The sequence below is a fragment of the Bacillus cereus genome (genome assembly GCF_025917685.1).
GTDB lineage: Bacteria > Bacillota > Bacilli > Bacillales > Bacillaceae_G > Bacillus_A > Bacillus_A cereus_AT.
In genome coordinates this window covers 4,830,872-4,846,420 of the sequence record NZ_CP089518.1, presented here as the reverse complement: position 1 = coordinate 4,846,420, position 15,549 = coordinate 4,830,872, and the positions used below count along the sequence as shown (strand labels likewise).

Here is a 15,549-nt window from a genome sequence, read left to right as displayed (position 1 = left end):
CGTAATTTAAGTTCGGAAATGCAGTCATATCAAGGGTGTAAGCGTATAATATGATGGAATTTTGCTGTTGATTTGATAAATTGCAGCTTTTTACAATTTATACTATGATAAAGATATTAACAGAAGGTCGTATAAACATGAGGGATGATGAACATGAAATTTACAAAGATTCTTGTCCAAATTGCTGCTCTTTACGTGTTTTATATGGTTGGAAATTGGGTGCAAGAAATATTGAATATTCCGATTCCAGGAAGTTTGATTGGGATGTTTTTCTTACTTGTTTTACTTAGCCTAAAAGTACTTCCAGTGAAATGGTTTGATTTAGGGGCAGAAACACTAGTTGCTATTATGCCGTTTTTATTAATTCCGCCAACGCTTGGCCTAATGAATTACGGTGCTTTTTTTATGAGTAAAGGAATTTCTCTTTTCATTACAGTTATAGCGAGTACGTTTTTAATTATTATTGTCGCAGGACATACAGGACAATATCTTGCGAATAGAAAGGAAAAAGAGACACAATGAGCCAAATATTAATCGGAATCGGTTGGGTTCTTTTTACGGTGCTATTATATCAATTATCTAAAAAAATCTATAAATTATTTCCAACACCATTCACCATTCCAATGCTTGTAGCGACAGGATTAATGGCTTTCTTATTTATAGTGCTTGATATACCATATCAAAATTACATGGAAAGCGGTGGTGGCTGGATTGCGAAGCTACTTGGACCAGGTGTTGTAGCATTTGCAATTCCGCTTTATAAACAACGCCATGTTCTGCAAAAATATGTTGTACCAATTGCTGGTGGTGTATTGGTAGGTACAACAGTAGCGATTGCAAGTGATTTCGCTATCGCCACGCTTATGGGAACAGATAAAAGTTTAATTTTATCTTCTTTACCAAAGTCAGTGACAATGCCAGTTGCGATGAGTGTATCTGAACAAGTGGGCGGTGTCCCTTCCTTAACAGCGGCCTTCGTCGTTATCGCAGGGATTACTGGAACGATTACAGGACCAATTTTATTAAAATGGAGCCGCGTTACAAACTCAGTTGGTAAAGGGATTGGCTTTGGATGTGCATCTCATATTATGGGTGTTATGAGAGCGATGAAAAATAATGAGCATGAAGGTGTTATTGGATCGGTAACAATGACATTAACAGCAATTTTGACATGTTTGCTCGGACCATTATTTGCAATGATGTTTATGTAATAGAAGAAAAGCGAGAGCGACCCTATAGCTCTCGCTTTTCTATAGGATTTATGCTACAGTTGAAATAACTGAATCTTTGTAGGAGGTACGCCAAGTGCATACGTTATTATCCGTTTTACTTATTATTGTATCGATTTTAATGATTGTTATGGTACTTATGCAGTCTAGTAATAGCTCAGGCCTTTCAGGTGCAATTTCAGGCGGTGCAGAGCAATTATTTGGTAAGCAAAAAGCACGTGGAATTGAAGCGGTATTAAACCGTATTACAGTTGTTTTAGCTGTATTATTCTTCGTATTAACAATTGCTGTTACGTACTTAAACTTATAAAATTAAAAGAAGAAGCGTTAGCCGGTTATGCTAATGGTTCTTCTTTTTTTATTTGTTATTCAAAAAAAGTTTCTAATTAGATTATAGAATTATAAATATGGTACACTAAGAATAGAAAGAATACGACTAGATTACAGAAGAGAAAGAGGAGAAGTACATGATGAAATTAGCATCTCCAAAACCATTTACATTTGAAGGTGGAGACCGCGCTGTTTTATTATTACATGGATTCACAGGGAACTCAGCTGACGTACGCATGCTAGGGCGTTTCTTAGAGAAGAAAGGCTATACTTGTCATGCGCCAATTTATAAAGGACACGGCGTACCACCAGAGCAGCTTGTTCATACAGGTCCTGAAGACTGGTGGGAAGATGTAATGAATGCCTACCAGCATTTAAAAGATCAAGGTTACGAGAAAATAGCTGCGGTTGGATTATCATTAGGTGGAGTATTCTCATTAAAACTTGCTTATACATTACCGATTTTAGGTGTTGTACCAATGTGTGCACCGATGTACATTAAAAGTGAAGAAATTATGTACCAAGGTATATTGGCATATGCTCGCGAATATAAAAAGCGTGAACAAAAATCACCTGAGCGAATTGAGCAGGAAATGTTTGAATTTAAACAGACACCGATGAATACATTAAAAGCATTACAAGAGTTGATTCGTGACGTACGCAATAATGTTGATATGATTTATGCACCAACATTCGTTGTGCAAGCACGTCATGATGAAATGATTAATACAGATAGTGCTAACATTATTTATAACGGTGTAGAATCTACGTTAAAAGACATTAAATGGTATGAAGACTCTACGCATGTCATTACACTTGATAAAGAACGTGATGTGCTACATGAGGATGTATATAACTTCTTGGAGCAACTAGATTGGTAAGGTCTAGTTGCCTCTTTTTTTCATAAGGGAATTTTTTATCCCGATGGTTGTGGGCTAATAATCAGTGGAGATGGATAACCCTTTACTGATTAAAGTTTCATTTTATGAAAACTGTAAAAAATCATTGGGAGATGATTAAAGTTTCGCTTTATACATCCCCCATCTTTCGGATACACTAAATAATATAAGGGTTTAAAGGAGGTATTTCTGCTTGGAAGAAATCATACAAGAACATATTGATAAGTTGTTATTATTTATGAGAGAAGAAGCGTATAAACCGTTAACAATACAAGAGTTAGAAGCGGCATTTGGAATTGAAGGTTCTGAAGGCTTTAAAGATTTTGTAAAGGCACTTGTAATGATGGAAGAGAAGGGGCTTGTTGTTCGTACACGTAGCAACCGCTACGGTCTTCCAGAAAAAATGAATTTAGTACGCGGTAAGTTAATTGGACACGCACGTGGCTTTGCTTTCGTCGTTCCAGAAGAGAAGAAAACGGGCGATGATGATCTTTTCATCCCACCTACAGAATTAAATGGCGCACTTCATGGTGATACAGTATTAGCACGTGTTAGCTCGCAATCAAGTGGATCACGTCAAGAAGGCTCAATTGTTCGTATTTTAGAGCGTGGAACGAAAGAACTAGTTGGTACATATACAGAATCAAAGAACTTTGGGTTTGTTATACCTGATAATAAGCGTTGGACAAGTGATATTTTCATCTTGAAAAGCGCATCAATGGGTGCTGTAGAAGGCCATAAAGTTGTTGTTAAAATTACGAGCTATCCAGAGAATCGTTTAAGTGCGGAAGGTGAAGTTATTCAAATTCTAGGTCATAAAAATGATCCAGGAGTAGATATTTTATCTGTCATCCATAAACATCATTTACCTTTAGCGTTCCCTGAAGAAGTGATGGAGCACGCAAACAGTGTACCAGAAACGATTTCAGAAGAAGACTTAAAAGATCGCCGTGATTTACGTGACCAAATGATTGTAACGATTGATGGTGCAGACGCGAAAGATTTAGATGATGCTGTTACAGTAACGAAGCTTGAGAACGGTAATTACAAGCTTGGTGTTCATATTGCGGATGTAAGTCATTACGTTGAAGAAGGTTCTCCAATTGATGTTGAAGCAGCGGAAAGAGCGACGAGTGTATATCTTGTTGATCGTGTAATTCCAATGATTCCACATCGTCTATCTAACGGTATTTGTTCATTAAATCCGAAAGTAGACCGTCTGACACTGTCTTGTGAAATGGAAATCAACAACTTAGGTGATGTTGTCAAACACGAGATTTTCCAAAGTGTGATTAAAACGACAGAGCGTATGACATATGCTGACGTAAGAAGCATTTTAGAAGATGAGGACGAAGAGTTAATCAAGCGCTATGAACCGTTAGTACCAATGTTTAAAGAGATGGGTCAATTGGCACAAATTTTACGTGAAAAGCGTATGCGCCGTGGTGCAATCGACTTTGACTTTAAAGAAGCAAAAGTATTAGTAGATGAAGAAGGAAAACCGACTGATGTTGTCATGCGTGATCGTTCTGTATCAGAAAAGTTAATTGAAGAATTTATGCTTGTTGCGAACGAAACAGTAGCAGAGCATTTCCACTGGATGAACGTACCATTCATGTACCGTGTCCATGAAGATCCGAAAGAAGATAAGTTAGAGCGTTTCTTCGAGTTTGTAACGAACTTTGGATATGCGGTAAAAGGACGTGCGAATGAAGTACATCCTCGTGCGCTACAACAAATTCTTGAAATGGTTCAAGGACAGCCTGAAGAAGTAGTAATTTCAACGGTTATGCTTCGTTCTATGAAGCAAGCACGTTACGATTCGGATAGCTTAGGACATTTCGGTTTATCAACTGAGTTCTATACGCATTTCACATCGCCGATCCGTCGTTACCCAGATACGATTGTTCATCGATTAATTCGTGAATATATCATTAACGGTAAAGTTGATAGTGAAACACAGGCAAAATGGCGTGAAAACTTACCCGAGATTGCAGAGCACTCTTCTAATATGGAACGTCGTGCTGTTGAAGCAGAGCGTGAAACAGACGAAATGAAAAAAGCAGAGTATATGGTCGATAAGATCGGTGAAGAGTATGACGGTATGATTAGCTCTGTAACAAACTTCGGTTTATTCGTAGAGCTTCCAAATACAATTGAAGGTCTTGTACACGTTAGTTACTTAACGGATGATTACTACCGTTACGACGAGAAGCATTTCGCAATGATCGGAGAACGTACAGGTAACGTATTCCGCATCGGTGACGAAATTACAATTCGCGTTATTAACGTAAATAAAGACGAGCGCGCAATCGACTTTGAAATCGTTGGTATGAAAGGCACACCTCGTCGTAAGTTCAAAGATCGTCCAGTCGTGATTGAACAGCCAAGAACAGGTAGAAAGAAACGCGGTGGACGTAGCGAGCGTAGTAATGAGCGCGGTGGCGAACGTGGCACGGGTAGAAAATTTGACCGTGACGGCAAAGGAAAAGGCAAAGGAAGAGGATCCGCATCCGCATCAGGGCCAGCATCCGCTAGTCAGCCAGGGAAAAAAGATGGTAATGGCAAGAAGAAAAAAGGATTCTTCGAAAATGTACCAGGATTCAAGAAGAAAAAGAAAAAGCGTAAGTAAGAAAAGGGTGGCTTCGCTTTGATGAAAAGCGGGGCCTTTTTCTTTTTTGCTGGTGGCTTGAGAGCGAGCCACTTTCGCTTTTTATGGAATCTAGCTACAGTGGCTAGAATCTATTGGCCATTTCACTCCCTCGAACGAAGCAAAAAGCGCTTCTCTGTCGGGAGTTCCAATGTCCAAAGATTCTGAGCGAGCCACTTTCGCTTTTTGTAGGAATCCAGCTACAGTGGCTAGAATGTTCGGCGGCTTCGCTTCTTCCCAGGAGGCAAAGAGCACCTCAAGGTCAGAAGCTCCATCCACCTCACATTCTAAGCGAGCCACTTTCGCTTTTTGTTTACATTTGTTACAATAGTAAAAATAGAGGAGGGACGTTATATGCCAAAAGGTACAGGTAAGGTTATTGCACAAAATAAAAAAGCATTTCATGATTATTTCATCGAAGAAACATACGAAGCAGGGCTTGTCCTTCAAGGAACGGAAATTAAGTCGATTCGCGCTGGTCGCGTGAACTTGAAAGATGCGTTTGCACGTATACATAATGGTGAAGTATGGGTTCATAATATGCATATTAATACGTACGAACAAGGGAATCGTTTCAACCATGATCCGCTTCGCACGAGAAAATTACTTCTTCATAAAAAAGAAATTGATAAACTAGCGGGAGCTGCAAAAGAAACAGGTTACGCATTAGTTCCACTTAGAATCTATTTGAAAAATGGATTTGCAAAGATGGCACTTGGTTTAGCAAAAGGTAAGAAGCAATATGATAAACGTCACGATTTAAAAGAGAAAGAAGCTAAACGTGAGATTGCACGCGTGTTCCGTGATCGCCAAAAGATGTAATACAGATATTTACATTTGTAAAACGGCGCGCGTATGATATAATAACTTATGTAAGGTTGTTGCACATTGAAAAACAGCTCTTAGTAGCTATCACGATATTTTCTTCGTATGCTCCATTTTTATCATGGGGACGTTACGGATTCGACAGGGATAGTTCGAGCTTAGGTTGCGAGTCGAGGGGATCGGCCTCGTTAAAACGTCAAAGCCTATAATTGGCAAACAAAACAATCTTTCTTTAGCTGCTTAATTGCACTAAAGGTTCCTCCCTCCATCGTCCATGTGGTAGGGTAAGGGACTCAAACTAAGTGGACTACGCCGGAGTTCGCCGTCTGAGGGCGAAGGAAGAGAACAATCAGACTAGCAACTTGGAAGCCTGTCGATAGGCCGAAGAGTTCGCGAAATGCTAATATATCGACTACACTCGTAGAAGCTTAAGTGCCGATATTTTTGGACGTGGGTTCGACTCCCACCGTCTCCACCAATACATATTTGGTGGTTTTTTTATTTTGTATGATATGAACCATAACTTTGCCAGGTTGGCGAGGTTATGGTTCTTTTTGTTTGTGGCAAAGTTATGGTTCCTCTAAGTCTTCGGTTCTTTCGATTCCATTCTAAATGCATCTTGTATGTTATCACTTAAAAATCACAATCTTATCTAAATAAACAACAAAATCACTTCTACACAAGTATTTATAAGTGGAAAAATAGAAAGACTACCTTTTTTTATTTTGTGGTTTTATAAAATGCTTAAGTTGATGGGGATGGGGCGGTACCCCTGAGACAGAAAATGAAGAAATAGTTATTGATGATATGCAGGTAGATACTATAGCTGCCCCTTAATGATTAAATAATATTTATTTAAATCTTCATATATTTTGTGTTTTTACCCATATCTATTGTAAGATTATATAGAGTTCTCCTAATAAGCTGTTATAATTACTTTTTTTAGGAGTTTAATACTTATAAATCTTAAATTATTTTTTGGGATAATTTTTTATCTAACTAAGTTATATTGAAGTAGAGGTGAACCATCGGTGAGGCAGGTGTTAGTAATTAAAAATGAACGGTCTTTAGCGAAGAAAATCGTAAGCGGTCTAACGCAAGAAGGCTCTTTCATTTTAAAACTTCACAATGAAAACCAGGGTTTAAATATAATATATGAACAAGATTGGGATATTATCATATTGGATTGGGATTCATTAAGTATATCGGGACCAGAAATTTGTAGACAAATACGACTTGTTAAAACGACACCGATCATTATTGTGACCGACAATATTTCTAGCAAGGATTGTATAGCAGGGTTACAAGCAGGAGCAGATGATTATATAAGAAAACCATTTGTGAAAGAAGAATTAGTAGCAAGGGTTCAAGCTATTTTAAGAAGAAGTGACTGTATTCAGCAAAATGAGATAAACTTTTTTCAGTTTAAAGATCTATTTGTTGATGCATCTAGCAATATTGTAAAAAAAGGTGGTAAAAATCTGACGCTTACTAAGCGCGAGTACGATTTACTTGTATTTTTGATCAAGAATAAAAATACAATATTGAGCCGTGAAATGCTTTTGAACCAGGTTTGGGGATATAACGTAGTAGTCAATCCCAATGTAGTGGACTTATATATTGGGTATGTAAGAAAAAAGTTAAAGTGCGAGAAGAAAGATAGATATATTGAAACGATACATGGCAGGGGCTATTCAATGATTGAATGATAAAAATAAGTTGATAGGGAAAGTGTAGTTTGTCATAATAGAAAAAACGAGTAAAACTGTTTCTTTCAGTTTTACTCGTTTTTTTGTATTAAATTTGATAATCAAATAGTTTCTGAGAAATATTAAAAGACGGAAACTATAAAAAGAATATTTCTATCAGGCAATGGATTATGAAAAAATTAGCTATTAATGGGCATTTTTTTTGCAGTAGAAATCATGGTTTATAAGGTGCCCAATCTATTGATTAGTACGTGTGGGGGATGATTCTGTTGCGCATTAGATGAGACTGTATCTAATTTATGTTTAATTTTATTAACTCACACCATTCACAAGATTTTCACAGAATTAATGACTATACTAATTAACAGGATGTTCAAATGAAAATGATTATCAATAGCGATTTGGGTGAATAAAAGTTACTATTTAATTCAATCTATGGACTTTATCATTTTCGAACTAAATTACATTATAAGGAGTATACGTATGAAAAAATCTATGCTTTTAAAATTAGTGAGTATTCTAGCAATCTTCACTTTAATGTTAGTAGCTTGCTCAGATTCAGGTAAAGAAACTTCGAAAGCTAATAAAGGTAATAGTAGTGATAAGCCGAAGACGGTTGAAATCACTGATGCCCATGGAACTGTTAAAGTCCCTGTAAATCCAAAGAATGTAGTTGCTTTAGATAATAGAACTTTTGAAACTTTAGCTGATTGGGGAATTAAATTAGCGGCAGCTCCAAAGGATGTAATGCCTGCAGATTCAGCATATGTAAAGGATGAAAAAGTTCAAAATATTGGAAATCACCGTGAACCAAATCTTGAAATTATAGCAGCTGCAAACCCTGAACTTGTAATCGTTGGTCAAAGATTTGCTGGTCATTACGAAGAAATCAAAAAATTAGTGCCAAATGCAGCTGTTATTGATCTTAATTTTGATGTTTCTGAGAAATCTACTACGCCTGGGAAAAATTTAGTAGATGGACTTAAAAATTCTACAATTACTTTAGGAAAAATCTTTGATAAAGATAAAGAAGCTAAACAATTAGTAGCTGATTTTGATAAATCTATTGAAACTGCAAAATCTGCTTATAATGGAAAAGATAAAGTTATGAGTGTTATCGTTACTGGTGGGAATATTGGTTTTGCTGCTCCACATTCTGGTCGTGTTTGGGGACCAATGTATGAAATTTTCGGTTGGGTTCCAGCACTAGAAGTTTCAAATTCTACTGCAGGTCATAAAGGTGATGACGTTTCTGTTGAAGCTATTGCACAAACAAATCCTGATTGGCTTTTCGTATTAGATCGTGATGCTGCAACATCTGATGCAGCTACTTCAACACCTGCTAAGGATGTTATTTCTAAATCACCAGCTCTTCAAAACACAACTGCTGTTTCTAAAAAACAAGTTGTTTATGCACCAGAAGATACTTACACAAATGAATCAATTCAGACTTATATAGATTTGTTTGAAAATCTTGCAAAAACTTTAGCTAAGTAGTGTAAAGGAGTACGAAACAGTGTCAAAAAATATAATTTCTAGGGTTGAGAATATTTCTCAACCCCAGTTTTATAATCACAATAAATTATGGACAAAATCTTTTATAATAGCGATTATAGTTGTTATAATTTTAGGGATTATATCACTGTTTACTGGAGTTTATGATATACGTGGACAAGAGGACGGAATGGAGATGTTTTTCATAACTCGTGTTCCGAGAACAGTTGCATTAATGCTTACTGGAGCTGCAATGGCGATGGCAGGGCTCGTAATGCAACTCATTACACAAAATCGTTTTGTTGAACCTACTACAACGGGGACTATTGAATGGTCAGGCTTAGGCCTGCTTTTTGTATATTTATTATTTCCTGCCCCGACTTTAGTGCAAAGAATGACTGGTGCAATCATTTTTTCTTTTATAGGAACTATGATTTTCTTTCTATTTTTAAGAAGAGTTAAACTTCGTTCGTCTTTAATTGTCCCGATTATTGGATTGATGCTTGGAGCAGTTATTTCTGCAGTGTCTACTTTTTTGGGACTCCTTTTCCAAATGACACAAAGTATTGAAACTTGGTTTGTAGGTTCATTTGCTAACATTCAGGTAGGAAGATATGAATATTTATGGCTGATTGTTATCATTACTTTGCTTATTTTTATGTATGCTAATAGATTGACTTTAGCTGGACTAGGAGAAGATGTCGCAACAAGCCTTGGAGTTAATTACAATAGAATTGTTCTTTTTGGGACTGGCCTTATCTCTGTTGCAGTTGGAATTGTTGCAGCTGTTATTGGACACTTACCTTTTTTGGGATTAATTGTTCCAAATATTGTTTCAATGTTTAGAGGTGATGATCTTAGGAGTAATTTACCTTGGGTGTGTGTGATCGGAATGGGGACAATAACTGCCTGTGACATCATTTCTCGAACAATTATAAAGCCTTTTGAAGTACCTGTTTCTTTAATACTTGCAACAGTGGGAGCAGTCGTGTTTATTACTATTTTATTGAGGCAAAGAAAACCAAGGAGGCTACGATGATCACATTAGAATATAAAAATAAAGAAAATGTCGAAATCGATTCTAGCCTTCATAATGAAAATAGATCAGCTAGTGCTTTTCGTTCTAAGAAGGAAGCAAGACGTTATTGGATTTTACTGATAACATTGATTGCTTTAGGCCTTCTTTCTTCATATGGACTTTTAGTTTATAACAATCCAGTTCCGATAGATTCACCTTCTTTTATCCCAGTTGTTAAGAGAAGGATAGTAGCTATTGTTGCAATGATTATTGCTGCAGTTTGCCATAGTTTGTCGACAGTTGCTTTCCAATCTATTACGAATAATAAGATTATTACTCCTTCGCTTTTAGGTTTCGAATCACTTTATTCAGCAATTCAAACGAGTACAATATTCTTCTTTGGTGCTAGTGCATTGATAAATTTTAATGGAATTGGATCATTTTTATTTCAAGTCGTTGTTATGGTCTTTATGAGTTTGATACTTTATGGATGGTTACTTTCCGGTAAATACGGGAATTTACAACTTATGCTTTTAGTTGGAATTATTATTGGTACCGGGCTAAATTCTGTGTCAACTTTCATGAGGAAACTACTTGCGCCTTCAGAATTTGATATTTTACAAGCGAGATTATTTGGTTCTGTTAATCATGCAGATCCTGCATATTTTCCTATTGTAATTCCTATGATCATAATTGTAGCAGTATTAATTTTTGCTCATTCTAAGAATTTGAATGTTTTGTCACTAGGAAAGGATGTTGCTACTTCTTTTGGAGTTAAATATCAACCTAGTGTAATTTATACGCTTGTATTAGTTGCTATTTTGATGTCCATTTCAACAGCTCTAATTGGGCCACTTACTTTCTACGGCTTTTTAGTAGCAACTTTGAGTTATCAGGCGGCGTCAACTTATGATCATAGATATATTTTTCCAATGGCTTTTGCAATCGGATTTTTAATAATGACGAGTGCATACTTTTTAATGTATCATGTATTCCATGCTCAAGGTGTGGTTTCAGTTATTATTGAATTATTTGGTGGAATCATATTCTTAACTATAGTTTTAAGGAAGAGGGCTTTATGATAAAAATTGATAATGTTAAAAAGTTCTATACTGATAAGGTAAAAATAGGACCTTTGGATATTGAAATACCAAAAGCAGGCTTTACTTCTTTAATTGGACCAAATGGCGCTGGAAAGTCAACGACACTTTTGATGATTGGCAGACTTTTAGATATGGATGAAGGTCAAATTCAGGTAGCGAATATGGATGTTTCTGAATCCAAATCAAAAGACTTAGCAAAAGTTTTGACTATATTGCGACAAGAAAATCATTTTGTAACTAGGCTTACTGTTAGACAATTAGTTGGATTTGGGCGCTTTCCTTATTCAAAGGGAAGATTAACTAAAGAAGATGAGGTTATCATTTCTAAATATATCGACTTCCTAGATTTAACTAATTTAGAGAATAGATATTTAGATGAGCTTTCTGGTGGTCAAAGACAAAGGGCATATGTAGCGATGGTATTGTGCCAAGAGACTGAATATGTGCTGTTGGACGAGCCTCTGAACAACCTTGATGTTGCTCGTTCTGTTCAAATGATGGAGCATTTGAGACGTGCAGCTAATGAATTCGGAAGAACAATTTTGACTGTTATGCATGACATAAATTTTGCAGCTAAATATTCTGATAAAATTTGTGCTATGAAAGATGGACAAATTGCTGCTTTTGGAACAGTAGAAGAGGTTATGGATCCAAAAATTTTGACTGATATTTTTGAAACAAAAATAGAAATTATCAATGGTCCTTATGGGCCAATCGCTGTTTATTAGTTACAAAATGTGAAAAATGACTATGTCAAAAAAATACTGTAGCTTGCGTAAATCATGCCAGCTACTCTAGTTGAAGTTGCTGTCTGTATTTTATAGGCAGCAGCTTTTTTTATGCGATTGCCCATGAGGACTCTTAATGTTTCTGGATGCTCGTAACAGTCCTACAGGTATCTCATTACTTCTAGTCCTGCGATGCTTCCAACAATAAACTTGTAAATTGCTCATAAAATGCAAAGGAACACTTCGCCTTTTCAAGTATTTACCAAACGAAAAATTTATCTCTGTATAACTTTTTATAAGAATTCAGCTTGTTTTTTTGTATGTAATATTGCATATAAGAGTGTATTGATAAAAGTGTAAGGGGTCACTATAATGAGGGCATAAAGATAAATCACATTTTCGTAGCAATAAAAAGGGAGGAAATAATATGGAAATCGCAATGGCAGTTTTGAAATTTGTAGGTGGCGTAATCCCGTTAATTCAAGAACTTTTAAAAGCATTTATGTAGGTTTATTAGTTAGCTATCATTTATCAATCATTATCATATCTTACTAAAAAAAGAACGGGGTGATTTTTCTGAATATTAAGAAAAACACTAAAAGAAGAAAGTTCCTTACATGTTTATTAGTTAGTCTATGCACTATTAATTATTCATCTATTTCCTTCGCAGAAACACAAGTAGGTAATGCAACTGATGTAACCAAAAATGCTAGTGGCATTGATACTGGTATAGCAAATCTTAAATATAATAATCAAGAGGTTTTAGCTGTAAATGGTGATAAGGTAGAGAGTTTTGTTCCAAAAGAAAGTATCAATTCAAATGGTAAATTTGTAGTAGTGGAACGCGAGAAAAAATCACTTACAACTTCACCAGTCGATATTTCGATTATTGATTCTGTGGTGAATCGTACGTATCCAGGAGCGGTACAACTTGCAAATAAAGCTTTTGCAGACAATCAACCTAGTTTATTAGTGGCTAAGAGAAAGCCTTTGAATATTAGTATAGACTTACCTGGCATGAGAAAAGAAAATACAATTACTGTCCAAAATCCGACATATGGTAATGTGGCTGGAGCAGTAGATGATCTAGTATCTACTTGGAATGAAAAGTATTCTAAAACACATACGTTACCCGCAAGAATGCAGTATACAGAATCTATGGTTTATAGTAAATCACAAATCGCAAGTGCCCTTAACGTTAACGCCAAATATCTTGATAACAGTCTAAACATTGATTTTAATGCGGTTGCAAATGGAGAGAAAAAAGTGATGGTAGCGGCATATAAGCAAATATTTTATACCGTAAGTGCTGAACTACCTAACAATCCATCCGATCTTTTTGATAATAGTGTTACTTTTGGTGAGTTAACTCGTAAAGGTGTAAGTAATTCGGCTCCACCTGTTATGGTCTCAAATGTAGCTTATGGTAGAACTGCTTATGTAAAATTAGAAACAACATCTAAGAGCAAAGATGTACAAGCTGCCTTTAAAGCCTTACTTAAGAATAACAGCGTCGAAACGAGTGGACAGTACAAAGATATTTTTGAAGAAAGTACCTTTACCGCTGTAGTATTAGGCGGAGATGCGAAAGAGCATAACAAGGTTGTTACTAAAGATTTCAATGAAATCCGAAATATCATTAAAGATAATGCTGAATTAAGTCTTAAAAATCCAGCATACCCAATTTCATATACAAGTACTTTTTTAAAAGATAATGCAACTGCTGCTGTTCATAACAATACAGATTATATCGAAACGACAACTACAGAATATTCAAGTGCTAAAATGACACTGGATCATTACGGTGCTTACGTTGCGCAATTTGATGTATCTTGGGATGAATTCACATTTGATCAAAATGGTAAAGAAGTACTAACACATAAAACATGGGATGGTAGCGGCAAAGACAAAACGGCTCATTACTCTACAGTTATCCCTCTTCCACCAAATTCAAAAAATATAAAAATCGTAGCAAGAGAATGTACTGGTCTTGCATGGGAATGGTGGAGAACAATTATTAATGAACAAAATGTTCCATTAACAAATGAAATAAAAGTTTCAATTGGAGGAACAACATTATACCCAACTGCTAGTATTAGTCATTAGGTATAAAAAGGCGCCCTGTAAGCAGGGCGTTTTTTTACTTAGTCACAAGTTTTACTCTTTCCAAAACTGTTCCAATAGAATGACAAGCATGGTACCCACAAGCAATCCATTACTTAAAACATATTGTAAGGAAGAAGGAATTCCGCTAAATGCACTTTCTGGAAGAAACATTATTCCCAAACTGATTAATAATGAAATTCCTAATATAGTTAATCGGCGTTGATTTAATTCTTCACGTAAAATTGATTGAAATGAAATTCCTATTACTTGGACAAATGTTGCTAAAAGTGCAGCATTAGCAATAGGACCTGGTAGCAAGGATATAAAGCTTACAATTGAGGGAATAAAAGAAATTCCTGCTAATATAAGACTTGCTATAAGGAACGACTTCATTTTTCTTTGTCCTGTTAGTTGAATAAATCCTGCTGATGCAGGTAATGGTACAATTCCAATTGTAGAGAACAACGACGAGATAATATGTGATATACCTCCTGCCCACACACCACGGTTCAGTGTTTGCTTTTCATGTTCTTTAGATAACGGAGCCACTTGTTTTACAGCTGAAACAGCAGCAATCGTATTTGCAACTAAAAGAAATGTAAATAAAGTTGCAGTTAGAGCCATTCCAATATCGAATCTAGGTGTGCCCCAAGAAAATAGCTCTGGTAACTTAACTAACGGTGTGTGTGAAGGCATATGAGATGATTTTCCTAATACAGCATACAAAAGCCAACCACATGAAATTCCAAGTAACACAGCGTAACTTTTCATCCATCCTTTCCCTTTAATTGATAAGAAAGTAATAAGGGCAAAAACAAAGAGCGCAATAGTAGCCGTTGTATAATCAGGATGAGTTACAGCTCCTTGTAATCCCATCATTCCTTTTAGTAACACACCACTAAGCTGAAGAGATAATATTAAAAGAAAAGTTCCTGTAACCAAAGGTGTAAATAAACGTAGAATTCGATGAACAAGCCCTGTTATACCAAGAACGAAGAGTAATATACCTGTAATAATTAACCCGCCTTCTAAAAGTTGCAACACGCCTTTTGCGCTTTGGCCCTGATGCATAGCTACTTGTCCCAGTATGACAAATATACTTACCCATGAACCGGCTGGACCATCCGCTATGGGATAGCGATGCCCAAACCATGCTTGTATAAATGAACTTACTCCCACGACTAAAAAAGTTCGCTGCATTAATGTTGAGATATCTTCTATTGATAAATAGAATATGCCACCAATAATTATAGGCAATGCAATTGCATTTGCTAATAAAAACACAAACCACTGTAGAATACTAAAGCTCGTATTAAAGTATTTTTTATTCATATTAGTCCCCTTTGCCGAAAAAGAATCTCATAGTAAAAATCCACCCTTTCTATACAGTTAGATTAAAAAGGATGGATTTTGTAAATCTATAAAATCATTTTAATTATATAGATAGATTTTTGATTA

At 36.0% G+C, this 15,549-nt stretch carries 13 protein-coding genes and 1 other RNA gene; 13 read left to right on the top strand and 1 reads right to left on the bottom strand.

The window, feature by feature from the left end; genetic code table 11:
* The first annotated feature begins 144 nt into the window (after positions 1-144).
* The 13 genes from LUS72_RS25385 to alo all read left to right on the top strand — a co-directional run bounded on the left by LUS72_RS25385 (position 145) and on the right by alo (position 14,091).
* Positions 145-522 (top strand): CidA/LrgA family holin-like protein, encoded by a 378-nt coding sequence (locus tag LUS72_RS25385; protein ID WP_170960992.1) that lies wholly within the window; start codon positions 145-147, stop codon positions 520-522.
* A complete protein-coding gene (locus tag LUS72_RS25380; RefSeq protein ID WP_264448405.1) occupies positions 519-1,211 on the top strand; it encodes an LrgB family protein in 693 nt (230 codons plus the stop codon). The genes LUS72_RS25385 and LUS72_RS25380 overlap by 4 nt, the downstream gene beginning before the upstream one ends.
* A gap of 94 nt (positions 1,212-1,305) precedes the next feature.
* Positions 1,306-1,539, top strand: coding sequence for a preprotein translocase subunit SecG (gene secG, locus LUS72_RS25375; RefSeq protein WP_128856322.1), 234 nt, complete (start codon positions 1,306-1,308; stop codon positions 1,537-1,539).
* A 160-nt stretch (positions 1,540-1,699) separates the two neighbouring features.
* Positions 1,700-2,440: an alpha/beta hydrolase gene (locus LUS72_RS25370; protein WP_179139758.1), complete on the top strand. Its 741-nt coding sequence runs from the start codon at positions 1,700-1,702 to the stop codon at positions 2,438-2,440.
* Between the two features lie 211 nt (positions 2,441-2,651).
* Positions 2,652-5,090, top strand: a complete 2,439-nt coding sequence (rnr, locus tag LUS72_RS25365; RefSeq protein ID WP_264448404.1) for a ribonuclease R — start codon at positions 2,652-2,654, stop codon at positions 5,088-5,090.
* 372 nt (positions 5,091-5,462) lie between these two features.
* On the top strand, positions 5,463-5,930 hold the full coding sequence (gene smpB / locus LUS72_RS25360) for an SsrA-binding protein (protein WP_001123917.1): 468 nt from the start codon (positions 5,463-5,465) through the stop codon (positions 5,928-5,930).
* 126 nt (positions 5,931-6,056) lie between these two features.
* Positions 6,057-6,411, top strand: a transfer-messenger RNA (tmRNA) gene (ssrA, locus tag LUS72_RS25355).
* Between the two features lie 553 nt (positions 6,412-6,964).
* A complete protein-coding gene (locus LUS72_RS25350; protein ID WP_097832332.1) occupies positions 6,965-7,642 on the top strand; it encodes a response regulator transcription factor in 678 nt (225 codons plus the stop codon).
* A 483-nt stretch (positions 7,643-8,125) separates the two neighbouring features.
* Positions 8,126-9,139: a siderophore ABC transporter substrate-binding protein gene (locus LUS72_RS25345; protein WP_264448403.1), complete on the top strand. Its 1,014-nt coding sequence runs from the start codon at positions 8,126-8,128 to the stop codon at positions 9,137-9,139.
* A gap of 19 nt (positions 9,140-9,158) precedes the next feature.
* Positions 9,159-10,175 (top strand): ABC transporter permease, encoded by a 1,017-nt coding sequence (locus LUS72_RS25340; RefSeq protein WP_097832330.1) that lies wholly within the window; start codon positions 9,159-9,161, stop codon positions 10,173-10,175.
* Entirely contained in the window at positions 10,172-11,236 is a 1,065-nt protein-coding gene (locus LUS72_RS25335) for an iron chelate uptake ABC transporter family permease subunit (RefSeq protein WP_002198888.1), read from the top strand. The genes LUS72_RS25340 and LUS72_RS25335 overlap by 4 nt, the downstream gene beginning before the upstream one ends.
* Positions 11,233-11,985 carry an iron ABC transporter ATP-binding protein gene (locus LUS72_RS25330; RefSeq protein WP_097832329.1) on the top strand — a complete coding sequence of 251 codons (753 nt, stop codon included), beginning with the start codon at positions 11,233-11,235 and terminating at the stop codon, positions 11,983-11,985. The genes LUS72_RS25335 and LUS72_RS25330 overlap by 4 nt, the downstream gene beginning before the upstream one ends.
* Before the next feature lie 567 nt (positions 11,986-12,552).
* The gene (gene alo / locus LUS72_RS25325) at positions 12,553-14,091 is read left to right on the top strand and encodes an anthrolysin O/cereolysin O family cholesterol-dependent cytolysin Alo (protein ID WP_264448402.1); all 1,539 of its coding nucleotides are present in this window, start codon (positions 12,553-12,555) and stop codon (positions 14,089-14,091) included.
* A 51-nt stretch (positions 14,092-14,142) separates the two neighbouring features.
* Here alo and LUS72_RS25320 read toward each other — a convergent pair whose 3' ends face one another.
* Positions 14,143-15,423 carry a purine/pyrimidine permease gene (locus LUS72_RS25320; protein WP_264448401.1) on the bottom strand — a complete coding sequence of 427 codons (1,281 nt, stop codon included), beginning with the start codon at positions 15,421-15,423 and terminating at the stop codon, positions 14,143-14,145.
* Positions 15,424-15,549 lie beyond the last annotated feature (126 nt).